At 70.5% G+C, this 17,062-nt stretch carries 16 protein-coding genes and 2 pseudogenes; 10 read left to right on the top strand and 8 right to left on the bottom strand.

Going from position 1 to position 17,062, the window contains the following annotated elements; genetic code table 11:
• Positions 1 to 149: 149 nt before the first annotated feature.
• Positions 150 to 563: a MerR family transcriptional regulator gene (locus BA175_RS23945; protein WP_175420906.1), complete on the bottom strand. Its 414-nt coding sequence runs from the start codon at positions 561 to 563 to the stop codon at positions 150 to 152.
• Between the two features lie 360 nt (positions 564 to 923).
• On the opposite strand from BA175_RS23945, the gene BA175_RS23940 reads away from it, so the two are divergent.
• Positions 924 to 2,468: a SulP family inorganic anion transporter gene (locus tag BA175_RS23940; RefSeq protein ID WP_069173546.1), complete on the top strand. Its 1,545-nt coding sequence runs from the start codon at positions 924 to 926 to the stop codon at positions 2,466 to 2,468.
• 300 nt (positions 2,469 to 2,768) lie between these two features.
• On the opposite strand, the gene BA175_RS23935 is transcribed toward BA175_RS23940, so the two are convergent.
• Positions 2,769 to 3,467 (bottom strand): hypothetical protein, encoded by a 699-nt coding sequence (locus tag BA175_RS23935; protein ID WP_254667957.1) that lies wholly within the window; start codon positions 3,465 to 3,467, stop codon positions 2,769 to 2,771.
• On the bottom strand, positions 3,464 to 4,540 hold the full coding sequence (locus BA175_RS23930; protein ID WP_069173545.1) for a MerR family transcriptional regulator: 1,077 nt from the start codon (positions 4,538 to 4,540) through the stop codon (positions 3,464 to 3,466). Before BA175_RS23930 ends, BA175_RS23935 begins: the two co-directional genes overlap by 4 nt.
• 199 nt (positions 4,541 to 4,739) lie before the next feature.
• Here BA175_RS23930 and BA175_RS23925 point away from each other — a divergent pair, with 199 nt between their 5' ends.
• On the top strand, positions 4,740 to 5,171 hold the full coding sequence (locus tag BA175_RS23925) for an Rrf2 family transcriptional regulator (RefSeq protein WP_069173735.1): 432 nt from the start codon (positions 4,740 to 4,742) through the stop codon (positions 5,169 to 5,171).
• A gap of 96 nt (positions 5,172 to 5,267) precedes the next feature.
• Positions 5,268 to 6,020 carry an SDR family NAD(P)-dependent oxidoreductase gene (locus BA175_RS23920; protein WP_069173544.1) on the top strand — a complete coding sequence of 251 codons (753 nt, stop codon included), beginning with the start codon at positions 5,268 to 5,270 and terminating at the stop codon, positions 6,018 to 6,020.
• Between the two features lie 706 nt (positions 6,021 to 6,726).
• Here BA175_RS23920 and BA175_RS23915 read toward each other — a convergent pair.
• Positions 6,727 to 7,359, bottom strand: coding sequence for a class I SAM-dependent methyltransferase (locus BA175_RS23915; protein ID WP_069173543.1), 633 nt, complete (start codon positions 7,357 to 7,359; stop codon positions 6,727 to 6,729).
• Between the two features lie 25 nt (positions 7,360 to 7,384).
• Complete coding sequence (locus tag BA175_RS23910) at positions 7,385 to 8,848, bottom strand: MFS transporter (RefSeq protein WP_069173542.1); 1,464 nt, start codon at positions 8,846 to 8,848, stop codon at positions 7,385 to 7,387.
• Positions 8,849 to 8,992: 144 nt separating this feature from the next.
• Here BA175_RS23910 and BA175_RS23905 point away from each other — a divergent pair, with 144 nt between their 5' ends.
• Entirely contained in the window at positions 8,993 to 9,577 is a 585-nt protein-coding gene (locus BA175_RS23905; RefSeq protein WP_079159788.1) for a helix-turn-helix domain-containing protein, read from the top strand.
• Between the two features lie 489 nt (positions 9,578 to 10,066).
• Here the strand turns inward: BA175_RS23905 and BA175_RS30690 are convergent.
• Positions 10,067 to 10,153: pseudogene (locus tag BA175_RS30690) on the bottom strand (XRE family transcriptional regulator); the annotation flags it as partial.
• Positions 10,154 to 10,253: 100 nt separating this feature from the next.
• Here BA175_RS30690 and BA175_RS23900 point away from each other — a divergent pair.
• The 6 genes and pseudogenes from BA175_RS23900 (at position 10,254) to BA175_RS30055 (ending at position 14,530) form a co-directional block, all read left to right on the top strand.
• Positions 10,254 to 11,327: an alkene reductase gene (locus BA175_RS23900; protein ID WP_069173540.1), complete on the top strand. Its 1,074-nt coding sequence runs from the start codon at positions 10,254 to 10,256 to the stop codon at positions 11,325 to 11,327.
• 745 nt (positions 11,328 to 12,072) lie between these two features.
• Entirely contained in the window at positions 12,073 to 12,408 is a 336-nt protein-coding gene (locus tag BA175_RS23890) for a hypothetical protein (protein ID WP_069173538.1), read from the top strand.
• 72 nt (positions 12,409 to 12,480) lie between these two features.
• Positions 12,481 to 12,753, top strand: a pseudogene (locus BA175_RS30680) (helix-turn-helix transcriptional regulator); the annotation flags it as partial.
• Positions 12,754 to 12,762: 9 nt separating this feature from the next.
• The gene (locus tag BA175_RS30675) at positions 12,763 to 13,200 is read left to right on the top strand and encodes a MarR family winged helix-turn-helix transcriptional regulator (RefSeq protein WP_069173734.1); all 438 of its coding nucleotides are present in this window, start codon (positions 12,763 to 12,765) and stop codon (positions 13,198 to 13,200) included.
• Between the two features lie 83 nt (positions 13,201 to 13,283).
• Positions 13,284 to 14,162: an NmrA/HSCARG family protein gene (locus tag BA175_RS23880; protein WP_069173537.1), complete on the top strand. Its 879-nt coding sequence runs from the start codon at positions 13,284 to 13,286 to the stop codon at positions 14,160 to 14,162.
• Positions 14,111 to 14,530: a zinc-binding dehydrogenase gene (locus tag BA175_RS30055; protein ID WP_254667956.1), complete on the top strand. Its 420-nt coding sequence runs from the start codon at positions 14,111 to 14,113 to the stop codon at positions 14,528 to 14,530. Before BA175_RS23880 ends, BA175_RS30055 begins: the two co-directional genes overlap by 52 nt.
• 223 nt (positions 14,531 to 14,753) lie before the next feature.
• On the opposite strand, the gene BA175_RS23875 is transcribed toward BA175_RS30055, so the two are convergent.
• Both BA175_RS23875 and BA175_RS23870 read right to left on the bottom strand, forming a co-directional pair.
• Complete coding sequence (locus BA175_RS23875) at positions 14,754 to 15,893, bottom strand: FAD-dependent oxidoreductase (protein ID WP_069173536.1); 1,140 nt, start codon at positions 15,891 to 15,893, stop codon at positions 14,754 to 14,756.
• Between the two features lie 201 nt (positions 15,894 to 16,094).
• Positions 16,095 to 16,790, bottom strand: a complete 696-nt coding sequence (locus BA175_RS23870; protein WP_069173535.1) for a TetR/AcrR family transcriptional regulator — start codon at positions 16,788 to 16,790, stop codon at positions 16,095 to 16,097.
• Positions 16,791 to 17,062: the final 272 nt, after the last annotated feature.

Below are 17,062 nucleotides of genomic sequence, written 5' to 3'. Positions count from 1 at the left end.
CAATTCCCGGTGGATCAGCGTGCGGCGTCAGATACGGTGCATCGCAAGGCGGAGGGACGTCCGCATACTGGATGTATGTGGACGTCCTGACAACGCGGCGAGGTGCCGTAGCTGTCGTCGCGCGCCCGCCGGGAATTGCGGGACAGCCCTTAGACGCGGGGGGCCGGAGTGTTCTGCTCCAGGTGGGCGCTCAGAGTGGCGGCGAAGTCCTCGGCGCGTTCCAGCTGGACGCGCAGTTTCTGCACCTGCTCGGCGGCGGCCTGCCGGTAGGTCTGCACCCGCTCCAGCAGCGCCTCGCGCTCGCCGGCATCGAGAGGGTCGCCGCTGTCCAGGCGGTCGGTGGCGTCCAGGAGGTCGCGCATCTGCTCCAGCGTGAAGCCGAGCGGCTTCATCCGGCGGATCACCATGAGCCGGGCGACGTCGGTCTCGGTGTAGAGGCGGAACCCGCCCTGGGACCGGGCGGAGGGGATGACCAGGCCGGTCTCCTCGTAGTGCCGGATGGTGCGCAGCGACAGCTCCGTCCGTGCGGCGACCTCGCCGATCTGCATGTGTGTGTCGTCCACGTCCGTGTCCTTGGCCCTTCCCGTCGTGGCGAGCCGCGTCCCGTGCGACCGACCAACCTCTACCCTAACGTTAGGGTAGAGTTGATGATGGTGAGGCGGCCCCTGCCGCCCGCTGCTGCCGTTCCGGGGCCGATGGCGCCCCCGGCGAAGATCCGATTCTTGCAGGAGAAAGCGTGCGCGAGCCCATGACGCTGATCGCCGCCCCCTGCCCGCCGTGATCCTTCGCCCTCGGATGTGACCGCCCGGCCGGGCACCGCCCAGGCCCCGAGGCTCGCGTCCTCCACGACTTCCCGGCCCGCCCTCGGGCCGCCCGCAGGATGCCGGACGGTCTCCCGCGCCCCTTCCCGCACGCCCCGGCCCATGTGGCGGTGTGCCCGAGCACGACAGGTACGCGTCTCCTTGTCTTCTGCTGCTGTGACTCCCGCCGCGCGACTGCGCGGCCTCAAGCCCGACTGGCTGAACAACCCCAAGGTCTGGCGCACCGAGGTCCTGGCCGGCCTGGTTGTCGCTCTGGCCCTGATCCCGGAGGCGATCTCGTTCTCGATCATCGCCGGGGTCGACCCGGCCATCGGTCTGTTCGCCTCGTTCACCATGGCCGTGGTCATCTCGATCGTCGGTGGCCGCCGCGCGATGATCTCCGCCGCCACCGGCGCCGTCGCCCTCGTCATCGCCCCCCTCAACCGTGAGCACGGCCTGGGCTACCTGATCGCCGCGGTCATCCTCGCCGGCGTCATCCAGGTCGCGCTCGGAGCGCTCGGGGTGGCGAAGCTGATGCGGTTCGTGCCGCGCTCGGTGATGGTCGGCTTCGTCAACGCGCTCGCGATCCTGATCTTCATGGCCCAGGTCCCCGAGATGCACGACGTGCCGTGGGCGGTGTATCCGCTGATCATCGGCGGGCTTGCGCTCATGGTGTTCTTCCCGAAGGTCACCAAGGTGATTCCGGCCCCGCTCGTCTCGATCGTCATCCTCACCGTCATCACGGTCTCGGCCGGAATCGCGGTGCCGACCGTCGGCGACAAGGGCGCCCTGCCGTCCTCCCTGCCCGTGCCGGGACTGCCGGACGTGCCGTTCACCCTGGACACCCTGACGACGATCGCCCCGTACGCGTTCGCGATGGCGCTGGTCGGCCTGATGGAGTCACTGATGACGGCGAAGCTGGTCGACGACATCACCGACACCCACTCCTCCAAGACCCGGGAGTCCATCGGCCAGGGCATCGCCAACATCGTCACCGGCTTCTTCGGCGGCATGGGCGGCTGCGCCATGATCGGCCAGACCATGATCAACGTGAAGGTCTCCGGCGCCCGCACCCGTGTCTCGACCTTCCTGGCGGGCGTGTTCCTGATGGTGCTGTGCATCGCCTTCGGCCCGGTCGTCTCCGACATCCCCATGGCCGCCCTGGTCGCCGTCATGGTCATGGTGTCCTTCGCCACCTTCGACTGGCACTCCGTCGCGCCGAAGACGCTCAAGCGAATGCCCGCCGGCGAGATCGCCGTCATGGCCGTCACCGTGATCGTGGTGGTCGCGACCGCCAACCTCGCCATCGGCGTCGTCATCGGCTCCCTCACCGCCATGGTCATCTTCGCCCGGCGCGTCGCCCACCTCGCCCGCGTGCACAGCGTCCTCGACCCCGACGGCACCACGGTCGTCCACCGGGTCACCGGCGAGCTGTTCTTCGCCTCCTCCAACGACCTCGTCGGCCAGTTCGACTACGCGGGCGACCCGGACAAGATCGTCATCGACCTGTCCGAGGCCCACGTCTGGGACGCCTCCTCAGTGGCCGCCCTGGACGCGATCGAGACCAAGTACGCCCAGCGCGGCAAGACCGTGGACATCACCGGGCTGAACGACCTGAGCGCCGACCTCTACGGCAAGCTCACCGGCGAACTCGCCGGCAGCCACTGACCCCAGGCACCCCACGTCCCGGCACAGGACCCCGGCCCCACCGGCCGGGGTCCTCCCGTCTCTTCCCGGCGCCCTGCTCCGGCGAAGCCCCGGTAGGTGCCGAACGTCCACAGGTTGCCCTCCGGGTCCTGCACCGTGCACACGTAAGCGGCAGCGCCCGACCGATCGGGTTTCGTGCGGTGCTACGCCACCACGGAACTGACGGTGCGGCCCGCCGCCTTCGACCCGCACCCGGACGTCGAGTTCGAGGCCGAGGAGGAATGCGCTGCCGCAGCCTGACAGCCCGGGGCGGGGGCCGGGTCAGGCGGCTGTGACGGCACTGGTCAGGGTGCCGATGGCCTTGCCGAGGGTGTTCTGTTCGTCTTCGGGCAGCCACCGGGCGGCGTGGACCATGTGCAACGCCGTAGCAAGCCGCAGGCGGTCGTCCTCCGTCCCGAGATCTGCGAGGTAGGCGGGCAGGACCAGCCCCAGGGCCTTGAGGTCACCACGTTCGCAGAACGTGGTGAACAGAGCTGTCAGAAGACCGTCGGCGGGGCGATCCCCAGTTGCCCCGGTGGAACGCAGTCCCTCGGCGATGGCTATGCGGGTCCAGTCGGCGTACTGCCCTGGCGGAACCTCATCGATGTGGGCGGCGGCCAGCTGGTAGTGCTCGCGTGCTCTGCCGGGCTCGTCAAGATCCCCGTACGCCTTGGCCATGTTCACGTGCAGAGAGGCGTAGAAGCCCGTAACCCGGTCGTCGCCCACCAGGTCCGCACGGTTGAGACACTCCTGGTTCCAGTGCAGGGTCTGTTCGGGCGTCGGCTGGTGCCGCGCCAGGTAGTGGGCGGCGACACATGCCTCGTAGTCGTCACCGGCGGTCTCCCAGGCCTGCTCGAAAAGGCTGCGGGCGTCGATGTCCCGGCCTTCGGCCTCGGCCTGCATGCCCTGGGAGCACAGCCTGACGACGGGGTTACTCGGGTCCATGATCTCGCTCTCTCGATCGATCGGTCGAAGGGTCATGCGTCCGTCGAGGTGTCGCGGACCGGCATGACCAAGGTGGTGAAACTGCCCTGGTCGGCGGAGCGGACAACGACGGGCTGGGCCGGCGAGGAGATTTCCAGCAGCACGTCGGGGCCGACGCCGACGTCGAGCGCCGGAAGAAGCACTCCCGGGTCGAAGGCAATGCGCACGGACGCTCCTGTGCAGACGGCGGAAAGCCTGGATATGACCGGTCCGCGGGACGCGAGGATGAGCTGCTGCTCGTCGGTATGCAGGGTGAGTGGCCCGTCGTGTCCGGCATCGGCGATGGCCGCGCGAAGAGCGGTCCGGTCCGCGATGATCCGGTGCCGGGTGGCCGGCAGGCTGTCCAGGATCATCCGGTAGTCGGGAAACGTCTCGTCGACGGTGGGGAGGACACGTTCCGCACCGTCGACGTGCAGCCGCACCCTCTGCCGCTCCACCTCGATGCTGATGTCTGGGAACCGCATGGCCCAGGACGCGATGTCCTTCAGCTCCGTGACACCGGCCAGGACGCGACAGTGGGCGCCCTCGAAAGAGGAGGGCCGCAACGCGCGGACCGCCAAACGGTAGCGGTCCGTGGCCACCAGCCGCACTTCCTGGCGTTCGAGTTCGATCAGGACGCAGCCGAGTACCGGGAACTCCTCCCGCACAGGAGCGGACGCCACTGCTGGGGCGACCTGGCGTACGGCGCTGGCCAGCTCCGCTCCGCCGAGTCGCACCGTGACCCGGCGCTCACCCAGGAGATCGCGGAGGATCTCCTCGATCGCCGACTGGGCCGACGCCGCCGTCTCGCGTGCCTTTCCGGCATGCCCTTCCAGAATGGCGCGGGCCTGCTCGCGGGTACCGTCGAGTACCACTGGGACATCGGTCAGTGGCATCCCGGCTTCGCGGAGCCGACGGACCAGGACCGCGCGGGCTTGCTGGCCGTGGGCGTAGTAGCGATACCCGGTCACAGCGTCCACGTAGGCGGGACGCAGCATGTCGCAGTCGTCGTAGAACCGCAGGGCGCTCGGCGCCAGTCCCACCCGGCGTGCGAAAGCGCCGATGCTCATCAGCGCGTCGGTGTCGTCCATGCCTGCGATTGTCGAGGTTCAAGCGGCTTGAAGGTCAAAACGACGACTCGGACTCCGAGAGGCCGACGGTGCGGGTGTGGGCTGACGGTTCGGCGTCCTCCCGGGGGCCGATCCGGCCGGCACCGTAGAACTTGCCGTACGGCACTGTAATAACTATTGTTACGACTGGACCGGAGGAACTGGGGAGGTGGAGTCCGACGTGAGCGCGAACAGCAGACTGACCATTGCGGCGCACGCCCTGACATGGATCGGGCTCTATCAGCGGCGCGGCCACGAGGTCGCCACCTCCGAGCAGATCGCGACGAGCGTCAACACCAACCCGGTGGTGATCCGCCGTCTGCTGGGCGAGTTGCGCAAGGCCGGCCTGGCCGATTCACGGCGGGGGGTTGGGGCGGGCTGGATGCTCGGGCGGGACCTGGCGGCGATCACCCTGCTCGACGTCTACCAGGCGATCGAACCGGGACCGGTCTTCGCCCTGCACCGCGCGACACCGAACCCTGAGTGCGTCGTGGGCCACGGCATCGGGCCGGCGATGAGCGCCGTGTACGACGACGTGGAGGCCGCCCTGCGCAGGGAACTGGCCAAGACCACGCTGGAGGACGTGCTGCGGGACGTCTTGCAAGCCGCCTGAAAAGCCCGGGGTCGTCAACTTCCCCTGACCGGGGGAGGTTGCCTTCTACGCCCGTAAATGTAACAACAATGATTACATCAAGGATCGGAGAATCTCATGGGACAGCTGGACGACAAGATCGCCCTGGTCACCGGGGCCTCGAGCGGCATCGGCCTGGCGATCGCCCGCCGTTTCGCCGCCGAGGGGGCGACCGTCTACCTGACCGGGCGCCGCAAGGCCGAGCTGGGCGCCGCCGTAGCGCAGGTCGGCGCCCGAGGCGTCGCCGTCCAGGGCGATGTCTCGGACCTCGGTGACCTCGACCGGCTCTTCGCCGAGATCACGAACCGCAGTGGCCGCCTGGACATAGTGGTGGCCAACGCCGGGGTGGGGGAGTACGGCCCGCTCGGTGCGATCACCGAGGAGGAGTACGACCGCACCGCCTCGATCAATTTCAAGGGCACGGTCTTCACCGTCCAGAAGGCGCTGCCACTGCTGACGGCCGGCGCCTCGGTGGTGCTGCTCTCCTCCAGCTCGGCCCTACGGGCCACCCCGGGCCTGGGCGTCTACGCCGCCACCAAGGCCGCGATCCGCAGCCTCGCCCGTACCTGGGCCGCCGAGCTGACCGGCCGGGGAATCCGCGTCAACGCCCTGACCCCCGGCCCTGTCGAGACCTCCGGCCTGGACGAGCTCCTCGCCGCCTTCCCGCACGGCGATCAGCCCACCGCGGCCGAGCTCGCCCCACCGACCCCGCTCGGCCGCCTCGGCCGTCCCGACGAGGTCGCCGCCGCCGCCCTCTACCTGGCCGGCGGTCAAAGCAGTTTCACCACCGGCGCGGAACTGTTCGTCGACGGCGGCGTCACACAGCTCTGAGGGCTGTCCTGCACTTCCGAACAAGCACATCCTGTTCCCGGGCTGAGGCCCGACCGACACCTCAAGCAGACGAAGGCACAAAGGACGAAAACGGATGGCAGAACTCGCCCCGGCCCGTCGCTGGCGGTCAGCACGGTGGGGTGATCGGCCTTCGGCGCTGACTGCCGATCGGATCCCCCGGCGTCGCCAGGCCGTCGGCCGGTGGCGCCTTGTCCACCGGCGTGCCGCCCGTCGGGTCTGCCGCACCGGGGACCTGATCGGCGCCCCGAACTTTCGGGGTTGACGCTCATAAGCAGGTGATCACGGCCTTCAGCACAGGTGGGAGGCCGGGCAGCGTCGTTCGGCAGAAGCTCCCTGAGCGGCTTCGGGCGCCGATAGCTTCACGCTCATGCCAGTGGAGTTCCTGACCGACGAGCAGGCGTCGTCATACGCAAGTTCGATGAGGAGCCGACTCGGCCGGAGCTGGAGCGGTTCTTCTTCCTCGACGACGAGAACCGCAAGCTGAACCCGCTCGGCCGTTACAGGTTCATCGTCCCCACCCCGGCGGCCGGCGCCCTGCGTCCGCTGCGCGGTCCGGACGCGCAGGAGCTGGACGAGGACGACGGCGGACCGGGGTGAAGCGGCGCCGGTTTCATCGGGTGCTTTCGGCGGACGCCAGGGGTGGTGCGGGGCCGGAGGAGGGCTGCGGCTCGGTCTCGTGTGCGTGTCAGCCGGTGCGACGGACGGCGATGACGTTGTCGGTGACGGTCGCGGTCCGTCCTTCGGGTCCGGTGGCGGTGCGCTGGGGTGCCTCGCCTCGTTCGACGGCCCAGGTGTCGTCGAGCTGGAGCGAGGCGATGACGTCGTCGGGGGTGGGGTACTGGATGTCCTGGCCGGCCTGCCAGGACCAGGGGGCGGTGGAGGCGTGTTCGATCACGATCAGCCGTCCGCCGGGTGCTACGGCCTGGGCGGCTCGCCGCAGGACGCTCTCACGGGCGATGGTGACGGGGGTGTGGAAGTAGGTGGCGGTGACCAGGTCCCAGGCGCCGTCGGGGAACGTCTCGGAGAGGTCGTGCTGCTGGGGGTGGATCCGGTCGGTGAGGCCGCTGGCCGCGGCGGCTGCCGCCACGCGGTCGAGGGCGGTCTGCGAGACGTCGACGGGTGTGACGTCCCAGCCCTGGGCGGCGAGCCAGAGTGCGTCGCCGCCGTGGCCGCAGCCCAGGTCCAGGGCTGTGCCGGGGGCGGGGGCCAGGTCGGCGAGCAGGGCGGTGAGGACGGCGTTGGGCTTGGTGCCCCACTGCGCGTCCATGCCGGCGTAGTGCTTCTCCCAGAACGCGGCGGACTCGTTGGTGCTGTTCATGTGCGGGGCCTTTCGGTGCGGGTGGTCAGGAGGTGGCGGCGCTGGTGCGGCGGCGGGTGATGAGCAGACCGGCGGCCGCGAGGGCGAGGGCGAACAGGGCGGCGCTGGCAAGGAAGGCGACCCGGTAACCGCGCACGTATCCTTCCAGCCGGACCGCCTGCGACACGGCGCCGGTGCGGTCGGCGAGAAACCCGGTGAGGGCGGAGACGTACAGGGTGTTGAGGAGGGCGGGGCCGACTGCGCCGCCGACCTGCTGCGTGGTGCTGATCATCGCGCTGGCGACACCGGTGTCGGACGGGGAGATACCGGCAAGGGCGGTGTTGGGCAGGGCGACGAAGAACGCGCCCAGACCGAGACCGGTCAGGATCATGGCGGGCAGCACGACGGTCAGGTAGCCCTCGGTGGGCTTGAGCAGCGTCAACACCAGGGTGCCGGCCAGGGTGACGGCCGTGCCCGCCGTCATCAGCGTCTTCGGACCGAGCCGGGTGACCAGCGGGGCGCCGAAGGCGGCCGCGGCGATGATGCCGGCGCTGAAGGGCAGGAACGCCAGCCCCGCGCGCAGCGGCTGGTAGCCGAGGTTGACCTGGAGGTAGTAGGTCAGGAACAGCAACAGGCCGAACATGCCCGCCCCGATCAGCAGGGAGGCGAGGAACGCGCCGCCGCGGTCCCGATCCCAGATGACGCGCAGCGGCAGCAACGGGTCGGCGGTGCGCCGCTCGACCAGGACGAACGAGGCCAGCAGCGCCAGGCCGGCGACGAGCAGGAGCCAGGTCGCCGGAGTGTTCCAGCCCGCTTCCGCGGCATGGGTGAAGCCCCAGACGACGGCGACCAGGCCGGTGGTGACCAGCAGGGCGCCAGGGATGTCGTAGCGGCGAGGGCCCTCGGCGCGGCTCTCCTTGAGGACCGGCAGGGCGGCCAGGGCCACGGCGAGGGCGATGGGGGTGTTGACGAACAGGCACCAGCGCCAGCTGGTGTACTCGGTCAGCAGGCCGCCCGCGATCAGTCCGACCGCACCGCCCGCACCTTGCAGGGCGCCGTAGACGCCGAACGCCTTGGCCCGCTCGCGTGGGTCGGTGAAGGTGACCGCGATCAGGGACAGTGCGGCGGGGGCCAGCAGGGCGGCGAACACGCCTTGCAGGGCGCGTCCGGCGAACAGCGTCATCCCGTTCGGGGCGATGCCCGCGAGCATGGAGGCGGCGGCGAAACCGACCAGGCCGATCAGGAAGACCCGCTTGCGGCCGACGAAGTCGACGACGCGACCCCCGAGCAGCAGCAGACCGCCGAAGGTGAGGGCGTAGGCGGTCACCGCCCACTGCCGGTTCGCGTCGCTGATGCCCAGGTCGGCCTGGGCGTGCGGGAGGGCGATGTTGATGACGGAGGCGTCCAGCACCACCATCAGCGTCGCCACCGAGATCACTGTCAGCGCCCACCAGCGCCGTGGGTCCGAAGCGTCCTCGCGGCGGTCCACCGCGTCGGTTTCCGTCGTCATCGCAGGGGTCAGTCCTCAGCAGATCAAGGGAAAAGGGCAGGTCATTCGCGGGCCGCCGGGCAATCGGGCGGGCCACCGGTACGACACTGCGATGGCCACTGCTGGAGTTGCAAAGCCTCATGCTGTTTCAGCATGCTGGTGGGTATGAGCGCCGCACAGCACATCGGGAAGAAGGACCGGCTGGCCGCGGTCGGGCCACGCCTGCGGGACCTGCGCCGACGTCACGGCCTGACGCTGGCTGCCCTGGCCGAGCAGACGGGGATCAACGAAAGCACGCTTTCCCGCCTCGAAGGCGGGGGTCGCAAACCGACCCTGGAGATGCTGCTGCCGCTCGCCGAGGTCTACGCCGTACCCCTGGACGAACTCGTCGGCGCGCCGCGCACCGGGGACCCGCGCATCCACCTCAAACCGGTCACCCGCGACGGCATGACCTTCGTGCCGCTGAGCCGGCCCGGCGGTGTCCAGGCCCACAAGCTCCTCATTCCGCCCCGGCCCGGCACCGAGCCGCAGCTGAGTACCCACGAGGGCTTCGAATGGGTCTACGTCCTCGCCGGCCGGCTGCGCCTCCTCCTCGGGGAGGAGAGGGTGATCCTCAAGCCCGGTGAGGCCGCCGAGTTCGACACCCATGTGCCGCACTGGCTCGGCCCCGACGACGAGCGGACCGTGGAACTCCTCGTTCTGTTCGGCTCCCAGGGAGAGCGGGCCCACCTCAAGGCCCGCACCACCTGAATCACGCCCCCGGCGAAGACGCCAGCACCGCTCGCGACCGTCCGCGAGACCCTCCAGGCCATGCACGCGCGGGCTCAGCACCCGCCGCGACACCTCGGCCTCCGAGCGCCGACCCGGCCCTCGACCACACCCGCGCCCAGACCAGCCAGCTGCTCCCCCTGCTCCTGTGCCAGCCCCGCGCCCTCGTGCAGGAACAGGGTGACTTCATGCCAACCGACCAGGCAACTCCTCTGCCGCACCTGGTGATCGACGGCCCGCGCCGCTGCCCGGGCCGGAAGCGATCCAGAATCTTGCCGAAACAGCATGGTTACTGGGCACCGGACAGGTGCCGGGTGAGGCTACTGGCGTGACGTCGCGGGCGTCTTCACACCCGAGGCGGAGGCGGCCCTTGCGAGCAGGTCACAGGCGAACGCCGCCACGGCCTGGACGGCCTGTTGCCTCTCGGGCCGTCACAGCGGGGCTGACGCACCCATGCCCGCCCCCCGGCCGTCAGGTGTTTCGGGCCCGCGGATGGGCGCGCTCGCCCTGGCTGCCGAACAGCACCAGCAGTTCGACCGGCCGGGCATCGGCCGGCCCTGCCGGACAGACCGCCACCGTCATCGCCATCCGCCGCCTCGCCACGTGGCCACCGACGGGCCACCGCCGACAGACACAGCCACCCCAAGGAGAACCCCAGATGCCCGACCTGTTCAGCCCCGTAACCGTCGGCAAGTGGACACTGCCCAACCGGATCGCCATGGCCCCCATGACCCGCAACCGCGCCGACGCCTCCGGCGTGCCCGGCGAGGCCACCGCCACCTACTACCGGCAGCGGGCCACTGCCGGCCTGATCATCACCGAAGGCATCCAGCCCAGCGCAACCGGACAGGGCTACTCGAACACCCCTGGCCTCCACACACACCGTCAGATCGGCGGATGGAGCGCCGTCGCCGACGGCGTGCACGAGGAAGGCGGCCACATTGTCGCCCAGATCATGCACGCGGGACGGATCGCGCACCCGGACAACAAGGACGGCCACGAAACCGTAGCCCCCAGCGCCCTCGCCGCGCCCGGCGAGATGTTCACCCCGAGTGGGCCCAGGCCACACCCGGTACCGCGGGCCCTGACCACGGCGGAGATCCCGTCCGTCATCGAGGAGTACGCGGACAGCGCACGCGCCGCCGTCGAAGCCGGCCTCGACGGCATCGAACTGCACGGTGCCAACGGCTACCTGATCCATCAGTTCCTCGCACCGTCCACCAACCACCGCACCGACACCTACGGCGGATCCACGACAGGCCGGGCACGCTTCGCGATCGACCTGGTGACGGCCGTGGCCGAGGCGGTCGGCAGCGAACGCGTGGGCCTGCGTATCTCGCCGGGCATCAACCTGCACGGAGCGATCGAGGACGACCCGGCCGAAACCGCCGCGACCTACCGCACTCTCATCGACGCGATCGCCCCGCTGGGGCTCGCCTACCTGCACACCATCGGTGACCCCGCCACACCCCTGCTCACCGACCTCCGGACCCGCTTCGACGGCACGCTCATCGTCAACGACGGCTGGTACCCGATGACCGACGCCACCGCTGCCCGCCGGCACATCGACAGCGGCCGGGCAGACCTCGTCTCCGTCGGCAGGGCCTTCATCGCCAACCCCGACCTCGTCCGGCGCTGGCAGAACCACGCCCCCGTCACCGAACCCGATCCCACCACGTTCTACGGTGGCGACACCCGCGGCTACACCGACTACACCACGCTCGCCGACTGACAGCGATACCGCGCAGGCAGAAGATGGCCCATGCGACACCTCGGCCACGCAGAAGCCGCACCAGGACCCGGGCAGGGGCGAGGGCCCCTCGACCGCCATCTGGCGGGCCGTCGGCATCCTGGTTGTGTGCACGATCATCGCAGTGATCTTCATCAGCACCGGCAAGCCGGGGACCGCCGCCCTGTCGTCAAACGATGGCACCCTCAAGTCGAGCTCGCCATCGTTTGCCGACAGGCAGGCGGCGCGTCCGATGAACCCCCGCAATCCAGGGTTCGCGGCGCCGCGAATCCCATCAGATCCGATGGCGATTGCTGACAGGGTTTAACGACAGACAGGGTCCGATCCTTCGTACGGAAGGGGCCTTTCGGTGGCGAACCTGGTTGGCAAGCGGGCCTCGACCGACCAGCAGTCCACCGCCCGGCAGGACCTCGTCCTGGAGGGATCGAAGACCCGGTCGTCTTCGTGGAGGGCCCTGGCACCTCCAGCCGCCTCCACCCACTCCGACGGCCGGAGTTCCGCGAGCCGCTCACCTCCGCGCGGCCGGGCGACACCGTGCACATCTCCGAGATATTCCGCCCCGTCCGCGGCACCGGGCACATCCTCGACATGCTCGACGTCCTCCACCAGGAGCAGCCGAAGCGGAGGAGCTGGAGCAGCTTGTCGAAGATGATCCGGTCGCTGATCCGCGCGCGGTGGCGGCCCAGTGGGTGGGTCGGATCGTAGACCGGCCGGTGGGGCAGCGCACGTGATCCACGCCGGAGACGAAGACCGCGTCGCGAGGCTGCGCCGCGAATGGACTACGGCCCTGCTCCTCAACCCTGCCGGCGCTCCCCTCGAGGTCCGGATCGCCGACCTCGACGCCGGGCCGGCCGACGTCGTCACCGTCGCCGCGGCCGCTCCGGCCAACCCAGACCTGGCGGCCCGCCTCCAGGCGGACGCCCCGCTGAACGCCCGCACGCACCCGCGCCGACGCAGCACCGCCTGGACGAGGTCGGCGATCCGTGCCCTCCCTACGCCGGGCTGTCCGGCGATCGGCAGCGGGAGGGCGGCGCCTCTCGCAGCCCACCCCGTGCTGGCGTGACCTACCCACATGAGCGATTCATGTGCGATCCAATGTGGGTATGATGTAGAGTATCCAGTGGAGGTGAGCCCTGTGCCCACTGAAGACGAGCTGCTCGGCAACGTGGACGCGCTGCTGGAACAGGTCGCCCAGGGCGGCCTGCCCCCGCCTGCTGAGCGCAGGCGCCTACGCGAGGCTGCCGGGCTGAGCCAGGCCCAGGTCGCGAAGACCCTCGACACGCGCCGCGAGGCGGTCGGGAACTGGGAGGCCGGCCGGACCGCGCCGCGGCCGCCGCAGCGCGCCGCCTACGCGAAGCTCCTGGAGAAGCTGGCCGAATGCTTCCCCGTCCCCGATGACGAGGCGCCCGGCGAATCCGTGTACGGCGACAAGCTCTTCTGGCTCTCGGTTGTGATTCAGCGCAAGTACGCCCAGATCTGTGCCGAGTTCGACCTGACCTCCTCGCAGGCCACGCTGCTCTGCGCAGTCAGGGACGAGCCGCGGCAGATGGCTGACCTCGCCGCGTCGTTGGGTATGACCAAGAACGCGTTGAGCCAGCTGGTCGATCGCACCGCGCGGCGCGAGTTGGTCGGCCGGGCAAGCTCGGCGCAGGACCGACGGGTCGTCATGCTCAGTGCCACGCCCACGGGGAAGGTGCTCGCCGAGGCCCTTTACGCCGAGGTCATCAAGCGCCTGCCCGAGATCGCGAGGAACCTCGACGCCGACGGGCAGCGCGACTTCGAGCGTGTGGCCACCGCCCTCGTGGACACCTCGGACCTCTCTTCGCCCACCTCGAACCAACCCGTCACACCGTGAGGTCCCGCTACACCCGCACCTTGACGACGTTCATGCCATGAACTAATTTCGTCCATGTCATGAACCAGTGAAGGGTGGCAGCGATGAGCACACGGACGACCGGCACCATCGCAGTCTTCGGCGCGACGGGGCGACAGGGCGGGGCGGTGGTCGACGCGCTGCTGGACCACAAGGCGCGGGTGCGGGCTCTGGTCCGTAACCCGCAGTCCGACCGGGCTCACGCGCTGGCCGCCCGCGGCGTCGAGCTGGCGGCCATCCGTATCGATGACCCGGCGTCGCTGGCCGCCGCGCTGACGGCGGTCGAGGCGTTCTGCTTCATGACCCCGGAAGCGAACAACCTCGAAGAGGTCGAGACGGAGATCCGCATCGGCACCGCGCTCGTCGACGCGGCGGTCGCGGCACGCGTCCCGCACGTCGTGTTCAACTCTGCCTTCGGCGCGGACCGGGAGCGGGGTGTGCCGCACCATGACTCGAAGCACTCGATCGAGGAGCACCTGAGGAAGTCCGGCCTCAGGGCCGCGATGGTTCGCCCGACCCCCTTCATGGAGGAGATGGCACCGAGCCTGGAGCACGGAGAGATCGTGGTGAGGCTGCCGCTGCCGGAGGACGTCGCCCTGAAGATGATCTCGGTCAGGGACGTCGGCAGGGTCGCCGCCGCGCTCCTGCTCGACACCGCGGAGGCACCCGGCGGAGCCGTCGAGCTCGTCGGCGACGAGCTGACGGGTCCTCAGATCGCCGCGGCGTTCGGCGCGCGCGCCGGGCTCCCGGCACGGTACGAGGCCCTCCCGTTGAGCGTGCTTCCCGACGACCTCGACAGGGCGATGTTCCGCCAGTTCGCGAAGGCGGCGGAACACCCGTCGGATCTTGCGGTGGTGCGGGCGATCGAGCCGGCCACCCTCGACCTGGCCGAGTGGATTCGATACACCGGCTGGACCGCGCCCACGAACGTGGCTGGTTCCTGAGCCCCCGAGCCGGAACCAGTCGACGTGCCGGTGCGGCCGCCACCGGTCCCGGCCAAGTCGATCTTTCCCCTGGAGCGAGACGCCGTGTACGACGCCGCGGGGGCAGGCGACCTGGAGGTGTCGATCGACCTGCGCGGGGCACCGACCGGATCATCACCATCGCCGATCTGAAGGCCGCCGAGCTGGGCGTCACCTTCTCCGGCCCCGGCGCGCCGTTCGGTTCCCGCCTCGGCGAGTACGCCCGCCTCGCAGCCGACGGCAAGCTCACGGTGCGCATCGCGCAGAGCCTTCTGCTGGAGGACGCCGCGAAGGCGCTGGAACTGAGCGCGAGCGGTCACGCCGCCGGGAAGCCCGTCCTGCGGCCGTAGCTCAGCGCCCGGCCGCGCTGGGGGGCCTGTTTCAGGACCCATGGGGCGACGTTCGCTCCGGCGCGACCGGTGCGGGTGCTGCCGAGAGTGATCGCGATCTTCGGCAACGTGACTCCTGTGGGTGAGAGGTTTCCGGGTGAGGGAGAGCTGGGTGCGGTGGGCGTGCCGGCCCTGGGTAAAGGCCGGTGGGGCCCGCCGCCGCGTGGTCGTAGGGGGGTGGGGGTTACGGGGCTGCCGGACCGGTGGTGAGGAACGCCGTCATCTGCTCCAGGCCTTGCGGGCCGAACATCGTTTCCAGGCTCCGGGCGGAGTCGGCGGCGGAGGCTTCGCTGCGCGGGAAGAGGGCTTCCTCGTAGGCGGTCAGGGCGGCCTCGGTGTCGCCGGGGTGTGCGGCGATGGCCAGGGCGAGTTCGGCGCCGTCGAACATGGCGAGGTTCGCGCCCTCACCGGCGAAGGGCGACATCACGTGGGCGGCGTCGCCGAGCAGGGTCACGCCCGGCACGCGGTTCCAGCGGTGGCCCACCGGCAGGGCGTGGATGCGGCGGGGGGTCATGGTGTCCGCGTCGGTGATCAGGCCGCGCAGGGCCTCGTCCCAGCCCTCGAAGCGGGCGAGGACGGCCTGCTTGGCCGCCGTCAGGTCGGCGAAGTCGACCGTGTCGAGCCAGCCCTCGTCCGCCTTGAGGGCGGTGTGGACGTGGAGGCTGCCGTCGGTCTCCTTGTGGGCGAGGAAGCCGCGCTCGTCGCCGAGGCAGATGAAGAACCCGCCGCCGATCACGGCCGCGCTGCGCGGGTGGCGGGTCTCGGCCTCCAGCAGGTCGGTCTCGACGAAGGAGATGCCGGTGTACGCGGGCCTGGCGTCGGAGAGCAGGGGCCGCACGCGTGACCAGGCGCCGTCGGCGCCGATCAGCAGGTCGGTGGTGATTGCGGAGCCGTTGGCGAAGGTCACCTCGTGGCGTCCGCCGTCCAGGGCGCGGACTCCGGTGACCTTCCTGCCCCAGCGGACGGTGCCGTCGGGGAGGGCGTCGAGGAGCAGGTCGCGCAGGTCGCCGCGGTCGACCTCGGGCCGGCCGCCGGTGCCGTCGTCGTCCTCCGAGACATGGACGGTGCCGTCACGCCCGAGCAGGCGCATCGCCTGGCCGCCCTCGTGAATGATCTTGAGGAAGCCGTCGTGGAGGCCGGCGGCGTGCAGGGCCTTCTGGCCGTTCTCCTCGTGGATGTCGAGCATGCCGCCCTGCGTGCGGGCCTCCCGCGACGGCTCCAGCTCGAAGACGGCCGCCTTGATGCCGTGGACGTGGAGGACACGGGCGGCGGTGAGGCCGCCGAGACCTCCGCCGATGATCGCGACGGGGTGGTGCGTGTTCATGGGGTCCTCCTCGGGGTGCGGGGAATGACGCTGCGGCCGCCCTGGCCGACCCGCACTTCCACCGTAACGAACATGTTCGTAGCGAACAAGTTCGTCCATGGGTTGCGTCCCTCGCGCGTCCTTCCTGTGCGGCATGGGCGCGGGCCGAAGCGCAAAGCGGCGTCCCGAGCGGGACGCCGCAGCCCTCGGAGCCTCCCGGAATCAGCCGGTGGCGCCCGGGACGGGGGTGTGGAGGATGCCGTTGATCACGAGATCGAAGCCCCAGGACAGCCGGGCGTCCTGGGTGCCGGACAGCAGCGCCGGCAGGTGCGCCTCGATCATCGGATGCTCGGCCTTGTCCACGCCGTGCGCGGCACGGGTGAGCGCGTCCCAGTCGTCCTGACTCATCGGGTCGCGCTCCTGGGTGCCGTGCTCGGCCGCGGTGGCGGTCGCGTACTGCAGGAGGTTGTCCACTCCCCAGGCGACCTGCTCGCGCGGGGCGCCGCTGCGGGAGAGCAGCAGCAGGAGGCGTTCGAGCAGGTCCAGGTAGTTCGCGCCGCTCGGGCGGGCGATCAGGGCGGAGCGGGCGAGCTGCGGGTGCTCGAAGAGCAGGCGGGTGTAGGAGGTCAGGACCGCGACAAGGTCGTCGCGCCAGCCGGCCCCGGACCGGTCGGCGGGCAGCTCCACCTCACCCAGGAGCGCGTCCAGGACGGCGGCGTGCAGCTCGGCGGTGTTGGCCACGTAGACGTAGAGCGAGGCGGGGCCGGTATCCAGCTCCTGGGCCAGGCGCCGCATGGTCACCTTCTCCAGCCCCTCGGACCGCATGACCCGCACCGCCACCTCGACGATCCCCCGCCGTGTCAGGGCCGGCTTCGCGGGTCGTTCACGCCGGCTGATCGGTTCTCGCTTGGCAGTCATACGCCGATCGTAACGAACATGTTCGCCGCCCAGAGCGGTGTGGAAACACGCCTTGCCCGCTCCGCCCGCCGAGCCGGCGCCCCCTGGGCAGGCTCCTTCGCCGCGGGCCGCCGGGCCGGTACGCCGGCCAGGCACGTGCGAGAACCGCCACCGGCCCCACGGTGCCGAAGCCCTCCGGGGCCCGTGCCCCGGGGCCGCCGCCAAGACGCCCACTACTCCCAGCGACGACCCTCCCGCCCGTGCCCGCCGGCTCCCGGCCACGGGGCCGTCGG

The organism is Streptomyces griseus (assembly GCF_001715295.1).
GTDB lineage: Bacteria > Actinomycetota > Actinomycetes > Streptomycetales > Streptomycetaceae > Streptomyces > Streptomyces griseus_G.
The sequence above is the reverse complement of the archived record's forward strand: the minus strand, read 5'-3'. Positions and strand labels throughout refer to the sequence as shown.